This is a genomic window from Streptomyces sp. Tek67B01 (genome assembly GCF_055231995.1).
In genome coordinates, this window is sequence record NZ_JBUYUY010000001.1 from 1,843,086 (window position 1) to 1,858,254 (window position 15,169).

Below are 15,169 nucleotides of genomic sequence, written 5' to 3' on the forward strand. Positions count from 1 at the left end.
CTCCAGAAATAGGCGGGCGGCGTGTGCCTCACCAGCTGACGTAACCGCCGTCTACGAGCAGTTCGGTGCCCGTGACATAGCTGCTCATTTCGGAGGCGAGGAAGAGCAGCGGACCGGTCAGGTCCGATGCCTCCGCCATCCGCTGCAGTGGGACGCGCTCGCTGAACTTGCGGCGGAACTCGTCGTCTTGACCGCCACTGACACCACCGGGCGACAGCGTATTGACACGCACGCCCGCCGGTCCCCACAACGCGGCGAGGTACCGAGTGAGCGCAGCCGCGGCCGCCTTGGACATCCCGTAGGCCGGCGGCTTGAGGAACGGCGGGTCCTGCGGCAGGTGCTCGTACAGGCGCGGATCGGGGGCCATCGACCCGTACAGGGAACCGATGTTGACAATCGATCCCGCACCGTTCCGGGCCATCTCTGAGCCGAAGACCTGGCAGACCCGCAGGACTCCGAGGGCGTTGACGTCCAGGACGGCGGCGGACACCTCGGCCGGGATGTCCCCGAAGAGCCAGCTGCCGCCCGTGGCGGACGGAGGCTGGTCGATGCCCGCGTTGTTGACGAGGATCGTCGGCGCCCCGGCCCAGGCCCTGCAGGCGGCCAGGGCCGCCTGCAGGCTCTCGGAGTCGGTGACATCGCCTTCCACGAGCTGGAAGCGCTCGGCGTCGTGGCGGTCGACGACCGCCGTCAGCGTGTCCGGGGGGACCGTCGTCCGGTCCAGGCCCACCACATGCGCCCCCGCGCCCAGAAGCGCGTCGGTCCAGATCGCGCCGAGCTTGCCCAGTACACCGGTGACGACCGCGACCTGTCCGGTGAGATCGATGTGTGCACTCACGACGCGTTCAGCCGAGGTTGCCGAGCTGGATGTCGTCGTCCTCGGACAGCGGCGCCAGCAGGGTACGGCCGACCAACTCGTCCAGAAGATATGGCCGCAGGCCGTCGCCGGGCGACTTGATGGCGATGTCGTCCACGGTCAGCATCCGGCCAGCGGGCAGGTCGCGGGCGGCGACGAGCTTCTTGGCCATCTTGTGCAGGGCGGGCTGCTCGACCGGCAGCACCTGCTTGACCGGGCTGCCCAGCGAGCGACGGGTCCGCTCCAGGCCGTCGACAAGCGCACGCAGGTGGCCGGCCTCCAGCGAGAAGTGGTGGTCGCTGCCCGCCATGGTGCGGTCCAGGGTGACGTGCTTCTCGACGACGCGTGCGCCTAGGGTGTACGCGATGACGCTGGACTCGGCCTCGACGTCGTGGCCCGACAGGCCTACGACGACGTCCGGGAACTCCTCCCGGAAGGAGCTGATGACCGAGAGGTTCAACACGTCCGGGGTGGCCGGGTAGGCGGCGGTGCACTGGAGTACCGCGAGCTCGGAGTTGAGCGGCAGGATGGTGTCGACGGCACGGCGGACGTCCTCCATGTCCGCGCCGCCCGTGCTGATGACCAGCGGGATACCCGTCTTCGCCGCGTAGGCGAGCAGCGGCGTGTTCGTCAGGTCACCCGAGGCCATCTTGATGGCCGGCATGCCCAGTTCCGCGAGGAAATCAACGCTCTCGAAGTCGAAAGCGGTCGAGAAGAACGCGATGCCGGCCTCGGCCGCCACGCCGGCGAGGTGCCGGTACTCCTTCTCTCCGAATTCCACCGCTTCGCGATGCTCTCCATAGGTCGCGCCATAGCTGTTGCGACCGGTGTACGCCTGGTTGTACATCGCCTTGGTAAACAGCGACTTGTTGTCCCGCTTTTGCAGCTTGGCAGCGTGCGCGCCGGATTCGGCGGCCATACGTACAAGCTCTGCTGCCAGACCGAGATCTCCGCCGTGATTGTGGCCGATCTCCGCTATGACATATGCGTCTGCACTGTCGGTGATTATTGTGTCGCCGATGGTGATGGTGCGTGCCATTGTTAAATCCCCCGCTTGAAAAATCCCCCGGTCGGGCGGCTCGGCAAGTCTGCCCCCATCGCCCCGGGGTGATTGACCTTCAGAACGCTAGCATGGTCTGATGCCGAAGGCACTCGTCATATGTGCCCCAACCCCTGTGCAATCAGGGCCTATTGTCGGTAGGCGCCGTATGTCCGAATCTCGCGCACAGCGGGCTCGGCCGGGCCGCGATTCCCAATACCTCATCCTGGCCCGACTCTTCAACGAATTGAGAGACTGACAACTGTGAGCATCCTCCTACTGCACACCCGGAACCTGAGCCGGCGTAAGCACCTCGCACAGGTGCGGCGCTACGCGCAGGAGCGCGGTGAGCGTCTCCTGATGGTGATGAAGGACGCGACGTGGGAGGCCGCCTTCGTCGACCGTGTGATCGCGGCGGACACGGCCAGTCTCCAGGAGACCCTCGAGGCCGCCCGACTGCTCGCGGCGGAGGAAACCGAACCCATCCGCGGCGTGGTGACGTTCGTCGAGCAGAGCGTGCCCGCCGCCGCCGCCGTCGCCGCCGAGCTCGGCCTGCCCTCCGTGGGCGCGCAGGCCGCCTACCTGGCACGCGACAAGTACGCGATGCGCTCGGCGTTCGGTACGGCGAATTTGAGCCAGCCCGGATTCGCGCTGGCCCGCGACCTGACGGAGGCTCATGCGGCGGCCTCGACGATCGGCTACCCCCTGGTCCTCAAGCCGCTCATCGGCGGCGGCAGCAAGTACGTGCGGCGTGTCGACGGCGCCGCCGAGCTGGCGGAGCACTTCGACACCATCCAGCGCGGGGCGTGGACCGGCTTCACCCACGACCCGCTGCACGTGAGCACCCGCGAGAAGTACGGCGAGGCCGTCCTTCTGGAGGCCTACGTACCCGGCTCCGAAATCAGTGTCGAATCTCTCATCGTCAACGGGGAGACGCATGTAGTGGCCATCCACGACAAGCCGCTTCCCATGGAGGGGCCCTTCTTCGAAGAGGTCTACTACACAACTCCCACACGCCTTCCGCAGAATCTTGTGGCCCTCATCACAGCGGCGACGGCTACCGCTCACCGTGCGCTCGGTATCGACACCGGAGCCACACATACGGAGTTCCGGATTACAGCGGAAGGTGATCCTTTTATTCTGGAGACGGCAGCACGCCTGGGCGGCGGGCCGGTATATCAGTCCGTACTCCTCAGCACCGGCATCGACATGGTCGACGCCTTGCTCGACGCGGCCACGGGACGTGAAGTCGATCTCATTCCGCCGCAGCCGGCGAAGCCCACCGGCTTCTACCTGTTCTTCGCCGAGCAGGCCGGTGAACTCGTAGGCGTACACGGCATGGACAAGGTCGCGAACGACGAACGCGTCGAAGAGGTCGTACTGTACGGCGAGATCGGCGACAAGGTTCTCGTTCCGCCCCACGCTTCGGCGGCGCACGGCCACGTTCTTTTCTCCGCCGACACCGCCGAAGCGGTGGAAGACGGATTCCACGAATTCCGCGACACCATCTCCGTGGAGGTCCGATGAGATTCTTGATACTCAACCGGACTCCCCTTTCGGGACGGCGGTTCCCGGAATGGATCGGCAGTGAGCACCAGGCGGTGCTGCTCACGGACGCGGCGGCGGTCTCGGCGGACCCGGCGGTTCGCGCCGAGCAGCTCGCCGGGTACGCGCACGTGGAGATCGTGGACGACTTCCACTTCAACCCCCTGGTGGAACAGCACGCCCTGGAGCTGCACCGGAAGTTGGGCTTCGACCGGGTGATCGCCCTGTCGGAGTTCGACATCCTGCGCGCCGCCCGGCTGCGTGGGCTGCTCGGGGTACCGGGTCAGGACTCCGACAGCGCGGTCGCGTTCCGCGACAAGCTCCGGATGAAGGAGCTGCTGGAGAAGTCCGGCGTGCCGGTGGCGCCCTACGCCCCGGTGCGTCATCTGGACGACCTGCTCGGCTTCGTCGAGGAGCACGGCTACCCGGTCGTGGTGAAGCCTCGACGGGGTGGCGGCTCCATGGGAGTTCAGGTTCTCCGGGACGCGGACGGCCTGGGCTCCCTCCTCACCGACCACCGCGAGCTGGGCACGGACGATGGCGCTCAGCTGCTGGCGGAGAAGTACATCGAGCACGAGCTGTTCCACGTCGACGGCATCGTCACGGCCGGGGCGCTACGGCTGATGTGGCCCTCAACCCAGGGCGACACCTCGTGCCTGGACATCATGGCGGGGCAGGCCCTGCACAGCGCCCTGCTGGATGCAGACGATCCGCTGCAAGAGCCGCTGCGGGAGATCACCCGAGCGGCCCTGGCCGCGCTGCCGTCGCCCGACACCTTCATGTTCCATGCCGAGGTGTTCCGGGACCCGGCCGGGCGGCTCGTGTTCAACGAGGTGGCGAGCCGCATGGGCGGCGGCATGATCGAGCAGGTCCTCCAACTCGGCTTCGGCATCATCCTGCCCGAGGTCTACGTCCGGTCCCTGGCCGGCAACGAGGTGCCGCAGATCCCGGCCGTCCCGCCGCGGATCGCCGGGCTCTCCCTGTTCCCGCCGCGTCCGGGCACCCTGACCGAGATCCCCGACGAGTGCCCGGTGCCGGGCATCACCTCGTACCACAAGCACGCGGAGCCGGGTACGGTCCTCAAGCCCGCGCAGACGAGCGTGGAGAAGATCGGCTCGGTACTCGCGACGGGCGGCTCGCGGGCCGAGGTCGAGGCCTCGCTCGCGGCTGCCCTGGAGTGGTTCGAGCGTTCCACGGTGATCCGTACGCGGGAGCAGGACGCGGCACTCGCCGCGGCCCCGACGGCCTGAACACGGCTGCGCCCCGGCCGTCGCGGCCGGGGCGTTGCCGTGGAGGGTTCGTGGTCAGGCGCCCGAACTGCCCAGCAACTCGGATGCCTTGCGGGCTACGGCCGTGCTTCTGAGGACCTCGGCGTGCTGGTCCTCGAAGAGGATTTCCGTGCCGACGAGGGCGGCCTCCGGCAGGAGCAGCACGGACCTGGTGCGGCTCAGACCGCTCTCGGGGCTGGACGAACTCAGGGCCGTGCCGGCCGACCACAGCGGAAGAACGTCGACCGAGTCCGCGATGGCCAGCGACGCCAGCCGCGCGGACGCCAGATTCAGGGCCTGCCAGACAAGCGCCGCGACGGAACCGACCCGCTCCGCTTCCTCGTTCATGGCGCGACTGAGGACCCCGTGGAGGCCGAGGGCCAATGCCCTCACGTCGTGGTCGTCGGCCTCGGCCAGTACGGCCGCGCTCTCGCGCTCCAGCCGGTCCAGTCCCTGGCTCGTGAGGTTGTGGGACACGGTGGAGAGCAGTCGACGAAACTCGTCCACGACAACTTCGGAGTCGACGAGTTCGGGATCGAACAGCAGGACTTCCGGAGTGGCCGTCTGCCATCTTCCGATTCCGTCGGCGATCACTCCGGCGAATATGCCGCCCACCCCGTAGCCGAGGACCGCGCGCACCCGCAGGCCTGCGGCGAGGATCTCGTCGATCCAGGGAGCGATGTACTCGTCGAGGTTCGTGCCCCGTGGATGGGTCCTGTCGCGTTCCCTGGCACGCCATACGCTGTGCCGGGTGTCCAGGAGCGGTATCAGCTCACGGAAATCGGCGGGCGCGGGACCGCGTGGAGGGGTGTCGACCGCGAGAATCAATTCTCCGGAGTCCCCGGAGCGCAGCGCTTCCCAATGTGTAAGACCGCTCATGGCACCCTCCACGTAGCGAGAGATTTTGTGGTGCGTGTGTGCACCGAGGACCGGCTCGGAGGGCGGGATCGCGGGGGCTGAATGACCCCGCCGCTCCGAACCGATCGTCGGGAGGGCGGCTCATGCCGTAGGGGGACGCATTCCGCCGCTCTCTTCATGGACGGCTGAAACCATGCGCGTCCACCCCGGGGGGATGGCTTGGCGAGTCATGGATGTGTAGATCGGCCGTCCCTCGCCAACTACGTTATTGACGAGGCCGCTCCGTCCATACCCCTAGTGGCCCCTAGTGCCCGCGCACTAGCTCGCGTGGGATTGCAGCTGGGGCAGCGGGAGAAGGGTGGGCAGGGCACGTCGGCTGTTCACCCCGAGTTTGCGGTAGACGCGCGTCAGATGCTGTTCCACCGTGCTCACCGTGATGAAGAGCCTGCGGCTTATCTCGCGGTTGCTGAACCCCTTCGCGGCCAGCACGGCAACGCGCTCCTCCGCCTCGCTCAGCGTCACCGCGTCCGTGGCGGACCCCTCCCTCTCCTGCTCCTGCGCGGGTGGTGCGACGCGCTGGGCCGGGAGGGCCAGCACGGGCCGGACACCGGACTCGCAGATCTTCGTTTCCTGGACCGCCCGGCAGGCCGTCGCCCTCGCCTCGTCGAACTCGCCGACGCCGCGTTGCGCCTCGCTGAGGTCCGCCAGCGAACGTGCCAGTTCCATCCGGTCACCGGACAGCTGCAGGAGGTCGACGGACTGGCGCAGCAGGATGGTGCGCTGCATGAGGTCGCTGGTGGCCGCGAGCAGCCGGAGCGACACGCCCTGCGTGCGCATGTCCAGGCCTTGGGGCCGGTTGAGCTGCTGCTTGACGAGGTCTTGGGCCACCTTCGTCCGACCGAGCTGCATGTTGGCCTCTGCGAGACCGTTGCGCCAGGGGACGAGTTCGGAGACGTCCAGATCGTGGTCGTAGGCAAGCCGGCCGCAGGTCTGGAAGTCCTTGACGGCGGCGAGGACCCGGTCGGTCGCCAGGTAGTAGTGGCCCCTCGCACTCAGAAACCGTAGGCCCCAGACCGTGGTGGGCATGGCTTCCGACGTCATTTGGCGAACCGATTCCTCAGCCGCCTCGTAATCGCGCAGACCCGTCTGCGCGCGGATCAACGTACTGAGCGGATAGTTGAGCATCACCCCCCAGCTCTGGGGCGGCATGAGTGCGAGCGCCGCCTCCGCGTGCGCGGCCGCCGCGCTGAGATCACCGCTGCGCAGGGCGATGTCGGCCCGTACGGCGCCCAGCGCGGACCGCCAGGTCACGCCGCCGCGTCGGACCGCCTCGGCGTACAACGCCTCGCACCGCTCGGAGGCACGGTTCAGCTGGTTTCCGCAGAGCAGCGTGAGCAGTGCGGCGAGGACGACCTCGAGCAGGGTCTCGCCTAGCCGGCAGCTCTCCAGAATGTGTTCGGCGCTGGACAGGGCGGCCTTGCCGAGCGCCGAAGCGGGCCCGACGGCGACCGAGTTCACCGCTCGGGTCCACGGGTCCTCCTCGCGCGCGTCCCCGGCGATCCCGGTGGCGCTCTCGTCGGACGGGCAGTCGTGCCGGGACACCGAACCGTAGAACCAGCGGTAGACCAGGAGGAGTTCGGCCTCGGTGTACTTGTCCCGCGGGCCCTCGAGCTTCGCGTACGCCTCGCTCGCCGACCGGGCCGTCTCCAGGTCACCCTGCCACAGCGCCTGCCGCAGCAACGAGACGGCGTCCTGCTTGCTCAGCTTGCCTTCGTGCATCGACTGACGGGCCGGCGCGTGGTACCGGTCGGCGGCAGCCGGATCGCGCTGCCAGACGGCGCGGGCGAGTCCCCTCCACAGCTCACGGCGTTCGTCCACTGAGGTGCAGGCGGTCGCGGCCAGTTCGAGGCAGTCGATCACGAGGTCGACGTCGTCATCAGCCTGGGCCCGGACGGCGGCGCTCTTCAACACCGAGACCGTCCAGTCTCCGACGGCCCTGTTCGACGCGATGAGGTGTCCGGCGACGGTCACCGGGTCTGCGCCCCCCTTGTGCAGCAGCTGCGCGCCCGCCCCGTGCATGCGCCCCCGCGTGGTCGCGTCGAGGGTGCTCAGTACGGCGGTCTCGCCCGCGCTGTGCCGGAAGCGGGACCCGTCCAGCAGACCGGCCGCGGACAGTACGTGGATCACTTGCTCGGCCGATTCCACCGGGAGCGACACCAACTGCCCCACGAGCGGCGCCGATGCCTCCTCCCCCAGTACGGCGAGCCCCTGAGCCACATCGAGCAGCCGAGTGTCCCAGCGGTAGAGGCAGTTGAGCACCGCTTGGGCGAAGGCGGGTCCGGCGATCCGCTGGGCCGGGTCCCCGTCGGTCCGCGGTCCCGGCCCGGTGTGGAGGTCCTCCACCAGGGCGCGGACCAGCAGTGGATTGCCGGAGGTGAAGCGGTGGAAGGACGGGGCGTACAGCTCGGCGAGCTGTGGATCCGTCTCGTGGACCAGCAGCTCGGACACGTCGGCGACGGTCAGCGGAGCCAGTCGCAGCCGCCGGTGCGGCTGCTGGGTGATCTCGGCGTGGAACCGCGAGAGAGCCGGGTGCGCCCAGCTCCATTCGGTGAGCACGATCATCACGTGCGCCGAGGCCATCCGGCGGCGCAGATGCAGGATGAGCTGGAGCGAGAGCCCGTCCACGAACTGGATGTCATCGATGCTGATGACGAGCGGCCGGTTCCTCGACAGCTCCAGCAGCTCCACGCATATCGAGTGGATGATCCGGGCGTCCTGCTGTCTCAGATCCAGGTCGTCTGGGCTGTACTCCCTGGCGAGCGAGTCCGACTGCAGCAGCCGGGCGATCCGGTCCGCCGTCTCCGGCGGGATCTCCGCACTGCGGAACAGCTGGTCGATGACCCCTACCGGAAAGGTTGACTCCGATCGGGAGCCGGTGGCCGAGAGATGGAGTGCGCCCGTCCTCCTCACTTCTCTTGAAAATTCGTACATCAAGTGGGTCTTGCCGCTCGCCAGTCCGCCCGTGACCAAGGCGAGCTGCCCGGCACCGGCCGTGCACTCGGCGAACTGACCCATAAGGCTGTCCAGCGCTCCAGAGTACGCATATTCCACCATCTTCCGTTGCCCCCGTTATCTGCGAAGATCAAAACTTGAAGGGACTTTACGCCCCGAAAGCCACCGGCCACGCCTAGCAGAAATAGCGCGCCGTAAAGACCGACCAATACTCCCGCTAACGGCACCGCGCCTTCACTCCGTTGAGCACGAGACGCGTGATCTCCCGGAGTTCCGGCTGCAACGGCGTGTCGGATTCGGAGCGACACCAGCGGTAGAGCGACCCCAAGTAGACGTCGCGCAGTACGTTTCCGACCTGCTCCGCGTCGATGTCCTGGGAGAATTCACCCCGGGCCTTTCCGGTCCCCACGACATCAGCGAACAGCACGGCCGTATAAGGCTCTTCCGAGAGCGGGTAGCCAGCCTTGACCCATGCCTTGATCATAGCCCGGGCACAGTCGCCCTCATCCTCGTTTATTTGCCCGAGAGCAACCAAACAGTCCACCAGGCGCTGCTCGACGTCGAAATCTCCGCCGGCCACGTCAACCTCCGCGATAATGCTTCTCAACCGTGCACGTCTTCGCTCTCCCCATTCGACGATCAAATCCTCCTTGCGGTGGAAATGATTGAAGAAGGTTCCGCGTGCGACATCGGCACGCGTCGTGATCGCCTCGATGGACGTCTCGTCGTAGCCGTGTTCGGCGAAGAGCGCGATGGCCGCTTCGTACAGTCGTGCCCTGACGTTCTGCTTGTTGCGCTCGCGGCGTCCGCCGGTCTTGGCGGGTGACTCGTCGACCATCAGCTCGTTCTCTCCTCAACTTTGGTTTGCCGTCTTCACATCCGCGTCGTGGCCGTGGGCGCCCGACGGCCATGTACCAAGGAGTTCCTCCAGGCGTTCGGGGCCGAGCAGGCGGCCCAGGGAGATGTCCACCGCGTGCTTCTCCCTCAGCCTGTGCCGCAGCTGCACGGCCAGGATCGAGTCCAGGCCGAGCGCCCGCAGGGACCGGTGCGGGTCCATCAGTTCAAGCGCCAGCCCGAGCAGCGCGGCCGCTTCCGCGAGCACGTCCTCGGCGGCCGCAGCTCCTTGCGCCCCTGTGGCGCGCCGGGGGGCCGCGGGCTCGCCGGCTTCCTGGACCGCCCGCATCGCCCGCACCGCGCCGGACGGGAGGGCCGGCAGCAGGCCCAGCTCCATTCCCTCGAACGAGGCGACGGTCCGCCCGTCCTCGTCTAGTACGGTCACCTCCGCCCGGGCAGTCCGGTCCGTACCGTCGGCCGCGGTGCAGGTGGCCGACACCCAGTACTGCTCGGGTAGTTCACCCAGCAGCATCACGCCTTCCGCGGCGACCGGAACGAACGGTCCGGCTCCGGACCGGTCCTGCGGCCAGACGGCGATCAGCGGCTCGAAGACCGTTTCCCAGGCCACTGGGGCCGGGGCCTCCGGCCGGCGCATCCGGGCGACCACCTCGCCGTCGCGCCACCACAGTCCCCGTACCGCGTCCTGTCCGGGGTGCAGCTGGTAGCCGCGGTTTCGAGCCAGTGTCCGGAACTCCTCGGCGGACACGTACCGGGCGCAGCGGGACAGCGCATCGTCCACGCGCCGGGACCGCTCGGCGGCCGGCCGGCCGACCGTGCGCAGGCGGCCACGGAGCACGGGAAGTGCGTCCCGCCCCGGGCCGTGGGGCCCGACCGCCTCGACCACGACGTCCGTCGTGGCGCCCGGCGCGGTGGGCCCGCGCCAGGCGGTCCGCAAGTGCGCGGTCACGCCGACCTCGGCCATCGTCTTGCCGAAGGTGAGCCGTTCGAGCCGGTGGACCGTCCCGGTGGGGGGCTGTACCGGGGTGTCGAGTGCCGCCAGCACCGGCGCCGCGGCGGGCAGCGGGGCTACGCCGTACACCCGGGTGACGCGCCAGTCGCCGATGGGCGTTCCCCGGACCTGCTCTCCGGCGGCCGGTCCCGTCCCGGCCCCGGCGAAGACCTTCCGGTACGGCGTCTCGTCCCAGGCGTAGTGGGGAAGTCCTATCCGCCGGGGCGCCGGGCCCCGGAACCACTGGTGCCAGTCGATCACGCCTCCGGCGACGAACAGGCGGCCCGCGGCGGATGTCATCGCGGCGTCCTCGTCGCGCTCCCGGTGACCCGAGGCGATGACCCGTGCCGAGACACCGAGCGCGGCGATCAGCGTCTCCTCCATCGCCGGGACCAGCACGGGGTGCGGGCTCACCTCGACGAAGACGTGCTCGCCGCGTGCAGCCACCTCGGCCACGCCCTCGGCGAAGCCCACCGGCCGGCGCAGGTTGTCCATCCAGTAGCCGGCGTCGAGTTCGGTGCCGGACATGGACGCGCAGCGCACGGTGGACATCAGCGGGACGGAGACCGGGCGGGGACGCAGGCCGGCTAGCTCTTCCAGCATGCCTTCCCGCAGGTCGTCGACGTCGGGGCAGTGCGAGGCCACGTCGACGTTGACGGGCCGGCAGAAGACGCCGTCGGCCTGCAGCCGGTTGCCGATGAGCTGGAGTGCCGCCGGGTCGCCGGCCAGCACCGTGGAGGTGGGAGCGTTGCGCGCCGCGACGGAGACGAGTTCGGGGAAACCGGAGGCGATTTCCTCCGCCTGTTCGGCGGACAGTTCCGCCGCGAGCATTGCCCCCCGCCCGGAGAGCGTGGCCATCAGCTTGCTGCGGCGGCAGATCACCGCGGCCCCGTCGGCGAGGGAGAGCGCGCCTGCGACACAAGCGGCCGCGACTTCGCCCATGCTGTGTCCCATGCAGACGTGGGGCTCCACTCCGCGTCGCCGCCAGCTCATCGCCAGGGAGACCTGCACCGCCCACAGGACCGGCTGGACCATGTCCACGGCGGTGGGCAGGGAGGTCGTGGCGGCACCGAGGACGCGGAGCGGGGACCAGCCGGTTTCGGCGTGGACGGCGCGGTCGCACAGGTCCATCGCTTCCCTGAACTCCGGCCAGGCGGCGAGCAGCCGCCTGGCCATGCCGGGCCACTGCGAGCCCTGGCCGGGGAAGACGAAGGCGGTGCGCACGCCCTCTTGCGCCGAAACCTCCGACATCCCGCCGAAGGCGGTCGGTTCGCCCGCTGCCACGGTCGCAAGCCTGGCGGCCATGTCCCGCGCGTTCGAGGCGATGACCCACAGGCGGTAGGGGTGTGCGTCCCGATGGCAGGCGGCGCTCGCGCAGATGTCGCGCAGGCTGTGGGCGCGGCCGCCGTCACCGGTCAGGTACGAGGCGTAGGAGGCGGCGAGCTGACGCAGACTGCGCGGCGAACGGGCCGAGAGGACCAGCAGCTGCGCGTCCGTGGCGCTGTCGTTGTCGCCGCCACCCAGCGGGGCGGCGGGGGCGGTCACCGGGTGGTGGCCGGCGACGACCACGTGCGCGTTGGTACCGGACAGACCGAAGGAGCTGACACCGAGCTTCGCCGAGTGGCCCGCCGGCGCCAGCGGACGGGTGCGGTTCACGACGCGGACGGGCAACTCCCCGTCGGCGAGCAACGGGTGCGGCTCCCGTTGGTGCAGGGACGCGGGCACGATGCCGTGCCGGGCGATGAGGACGGTCTTGATCAGTCCCGCGATGCCCGCGGCAGCCTCCGCGTGGCCGATGTTGGTCTTGACCGACCCGGTCAGCAGGGGCCGCTCCGGTGACCGGCCGACCGCGGCCTCGAGGCCTAGTGCGCGGAGTTCTGCCGCGTCGCCCGCCACAGTTCCGGTGCCGTGCGCCTCGACGTAGTCCAGTTCCCCGGGTGTGATGCCCGCGGTGCGGCAGGCTCTGCGCAGCACGTGGCGCTGGCCGTCGACCGCGGGCCGCAAAAGGTGGCCACTGGCCCGGCCGTCGTTGGTGACGGCACTGCCCAGCAGCAGGCCCTGTACTGGGTCGCCGTCGCGCAGCGCGTCCGAGAGGCGCTTGAGCACGACGACCCCGACGCCGTCGCTGCGTACGAAGCCGTCGCCCGACGCATCGCCGAACTTGCACCGCCCGTCGGCGGAGAGCATGCCGGCCTGCGAATAGGCGATCGCGTCGTCCGGGGCGAGTATGACGTTCACGCCTGCGGCGATGGCCAGGTCGCTCTCGCCGGTGAGCAGGCTCTGGCGGGCGGCGTGCACCGCGACGAGGGACGAGGAACAGGCCGTGTCCACCACCGTGCTGGGGCCGCGCAGGTCCAGTGCGTAGGAGAGCCGTCCGGCGGTGACCGCCCGGATGCGGGCTCCCGTGGCGCTGTGGATGCCCCGCTGGTCCAACGGGCGTGGCAGGTCGCCGTATTCGGCGGTGGCCTGGCCCACGAACACTCCGGAGGAGCTGCCCGCCAGGCTGCTCGGCCTGATCCCGGCGTCTTCGAGGGCTTCCCAGGCGACCTGGAGCAGCAGCCGCTGCTGCGGATCCATGTCCTTGGCCTCGGTGGGCGAGATGCCGAAGAAGGCGGCATCGAAGCCGAACACCCCGTCGATGAAGCCGCCGTGACGCGAGACGGTCTTCCCGGGGCTGCCCACCGGTCCGAGATGAGCGGCCGCGTCGAACCGGTCCGTCGGGACCGTGGTGACGGCCTGCCGCTCCTGTGTCAGGAGGTTCCAGAATTCCTGTATCCCGTTGGCCCCCGGTAACCGGCAGCCCATCCCGACGACAGCGACCGGTTGGACAGCATCACTGACCCGATCCCCCATGCCCGACGCATCCCTTCGACTTCCCCGTGGGCCCGACCGAGCCCCTCGCCGATCTCCGTAGCGGGTGTTACTGCGAAAAAACGTTTACCCCGGTCCAAACATATCCCTCGGTCCAGCAACCCCCAGCACATGGAACTCAGGGCTACTCACCGGTCACAGGGGGTTGAGCCGCTCGGCAATCCACATGGCGGGCCGGAACCCCAGATCAAAGTTGGACCGCGGTTGCGTACTTGAACCTCGCTAGAGTAACCAGTACGCTATGCGTATGCGATACGCTCCAGCGTGCGACGTACACATCAAAAAGGGAGAGCGATGACCGAGACCAAAGCCAGGGCGGGCACCAAGGAGTGGGTGGGCCTCGCGGTCCTCACCCTGGGATCGCTGCTGATCATGCTGGACATCGGCGTGCTCAACTTCGCCGTGCCGGCCATCAGTGCCGAGCTCCGGCCGAACGCACCCGAGCTGCTGTGGATCATGGATGTCTACCCGTTCGCACTGGCCGGGTTATTGATTCCGATGGGATGGGTCGGCGACAAGATCGGCCGACGCAAGCTCCTGATCATCGGGGCGCTGCTGTTCGGCATCGCCTCGGCCTGCGCGGCCATGGCGACCACCCCCGAGGCCCTGATCGCCTCCCGGGCGCTGCTCGGCGTGGCTGCCGCGCCGGTGACGCCGACCGTGCTCGGACTGATCCGCGTCATGTTCAACGACCCCGATCAGCGCAAGACGGCCATCGCGGCCTGGACCGGCGTGCTCACCAGCAGCACCGCCTTCGGCCCCATGATCGGTGGTCTGCTCCTCGACCACTTCTGGTGGGGATCGGTCTTCCTGATCAACATCCCGATCATGGCCCTGCTGGTGGTGCTCGCGCCCTTCCTGCTTCCCGAGCACCGCGACCCGGCGCGCGGCAAGCTGGACGTGCTCGGCGCAGTGCTCTCCTTCGTCGCGATCCTCACGGTCGTGTACGGCGTGAAGGAACTGGCCGTAAACGGCTACAGCCTGGGCGGAGTGATCACCATTGGCGTCGGGGTGGTCCTCGGCATCGCCTTCGTACAGCGACAGCGCACGGCGACCAGCCCCCTGCTCGACCTGGAGCTGTTCCAGTACCGGGCGTTCAGCGGTTCGGTGGCCATCACCCTGGTCGTCCACGGAACGCTCATCGGAATCAACCTGCTGGTGAACCAGTACATGATGTCGGTGCTGGGCATGCGCCCCTTCACCGCCGCGCTCTGGTCGCTCGCCGCATTCCCGGTGGTGGCCATGGCCGCACCGATCACGGCCAAGTACTCGCGGCAGGTACGTCCGGGCAACTTCCTGGCCTTCGGCATGATGGTCATGGCGGTCGGCTGCGGACTGCTCTTCTTCGTCCGGGTCAGCTCCCACGTGCTATTCGTGATGGCGGGCGTCGCCCTCATCGCTGCCGGTCTCCTGATGGTGAAGGCCCTGGTGGCGGACATCGTCCTGACCGCCGCCCCGCCCGAGCGCGCCGGCTCCTCGGCGGCCGTGTCGGAAACCGCCAACGAGCTGGGCAATGCCCTCGGCTTCGCCACTTTCGGTACCATCGGTCTGGCCGTCTTCCACCACCAGATGGCCGACGTACGTCCCACTGGTCTGACCGGCACCGATCTGGAAGCCGCGCAGGGCAGCATCGGCGGTACCAACGCGGTGGCCGGCCGGCTGACGGGCGAGGCCGCGGAATCACTGTTGAACGCGGGCCGTGAGGCCTTCACCCATGGCCTCAACCTGGCGGCACTGACCGCCGTGGCCGTCCTCGGTGTGACCGCCGTGATCAGTGCGTTCCTGCTGCGCAAAGAACCGATCGCCGCCTCCGCGCCAGCCCAGCCGGCCAAAAGCGAGCGGCCCCGGGTGGTGGATCACGCACCGTGAGCACCAGC

At 68.8% G+C, this 15,169-nt stretch carries 9 protein-coding genes; 3 read left to right on the top strand and 6 right to left on the bottom strand.

All coding sequences use genetic code 11. From position 1 onward, the window contains the following. Positions 1–28: 28 nt before the first annotated feature. Both ACV7NM_RS08400 and ACV7NM_RS08405 read right to left on the bottom strand, forming a co-directional pair. Positions 29–838, bottom strand: coding sequence for an SDR family oxidoreductase (locus tag ACV7NM_RS08400; RefSeq protein ID WP_463409707.1), 810 nt, complete (start codon positions 836–838; stop codon positions 29–31). 7 nt (positions 839–845) lie between these two features. Beyond that, positions 846–1,895: an N-acetylneuraminate synthase family protein gene (locus tag ACV7NM_RS08405; protein ID WP_463409708.1), complete on the bottom strand. Its 1,050-nt coding sequence runs from the start codon at positions 1,893–1,895 to the stop codon at positions 846–848. A gap of 264 nt (positions 1,896–2,159) precedes the next feature. Here ACV7NM_RS08405 and ACV7NM_RS08410 point away from each other — a divergent pair, with 264 nt between their 5' ends. Both ACV7NM_RS08410 and ACV7NM_RS08415 read left to right on the top strand, forming a co-directional pair. Continuing rightward, positions 2,160–3,422: an ATP-grasp domain-containing protein gene (locus ACV7NM_RS08410; protein WP_463409709.1), complete on the top strand. Its 1,263-nt coding sequence runs from the start codon at positions 2,160–2,162 to the stop codon at positions 3,420–3,422. Then, entirely contained in the window at positions 3,419–4,690 is a 1,272-nt protein-coding gene (locus ACV7NM_RS08415; RefSeq protein ID WP_463409710.1) for an ATP-grasp domain-containing protein, read from the top strand. The genes ACV7NM_RS08410 and ACV7NM_RS08415 overlap by 4 nt, the downstream gene beginning before the upstream one ends. A 54-nt stretch (positions 4,691–4,744) precedes the next feature. On the opposite strand, the gene ACV7NM_RS08420 is transcribed toward ACV7NM_RS08415, so the two are convergent. The 4 genes from ACV7NM_RS08420 to ACV7NM_RS08435 all read right to left on the bottom strand — a co-directional run bounded on the left by ACV7NM_RS08420 (position 4,745) and on the right by ACV7NM_RS08435 (position 13,274). Beyond that, complete coding sequence (locus ACV7NM_RS08420) at positions 4,745–5,587, bottom strand: hypothetical protein (RefSeq protein WP_463409711.1); 843 nt, start codon at positions 5,585–5,587, stop codon at positions 4,745–4,747. Positions 5,588–5,884: 297 nt separating this feature from the next. Continuing rightward, positions 5,885–8,641, bottom strand: coding sequence for a LuxR C-terminal-related transcriptional regulator (locus ACV7NM_RS08425; RefSeq protein ID WP_463409712.1), 2,757 nt, complete (start codon positions 8,639–8,641; stop codon positions 5,885–5,887). A 154-nt stretch (positions 8,642–8,795) separates the two neighbouring features. Continuing rightward, positions 8,796–9,416, bottom strand: a complete 621-nt coding sequence (locus ACV7NM_RS08430; RefSeq protein WP_463409713.1) for a TetR/AcrR family transcriptional regulator — start codon at positions 9,414–9,416, stop codon at positions 8,796–8,798. A 15-nt stretch (positions 9,417–9,431) separates the two neighbouring features. Beyond that, positions 9,432–13,274 carry a type I polyketide synthase gene (locus ACV7NM_RS08435; RefSeq protein WP_463409714.1) on the bottom strand — a complete coding sequence of 1,281 codons (3,843 nt, stop codon included), beginning with the start codon at positions 13,272–13,274 and terminating at the stop codon, positions 9,432–9,434. Between the two features lie 312 nt (positions 13,275–13,586). Here ACV7NM_RS08435 and ACV7NM_RS08440 point away from each other — a divergent pair, with 312 nt between their 5' ends. Continuing rightward, entirely contained in the window at positions 13,587–15,161 is a 1,575-nt protein-coding gene (locus tag ACV7NM_RS08440; protein ID WP_463409715.1) for an MFS transporter, read from the top strand. The last annotated feature ends 8 nt before the right edge of the window (positions 15,162–15,169 follow it).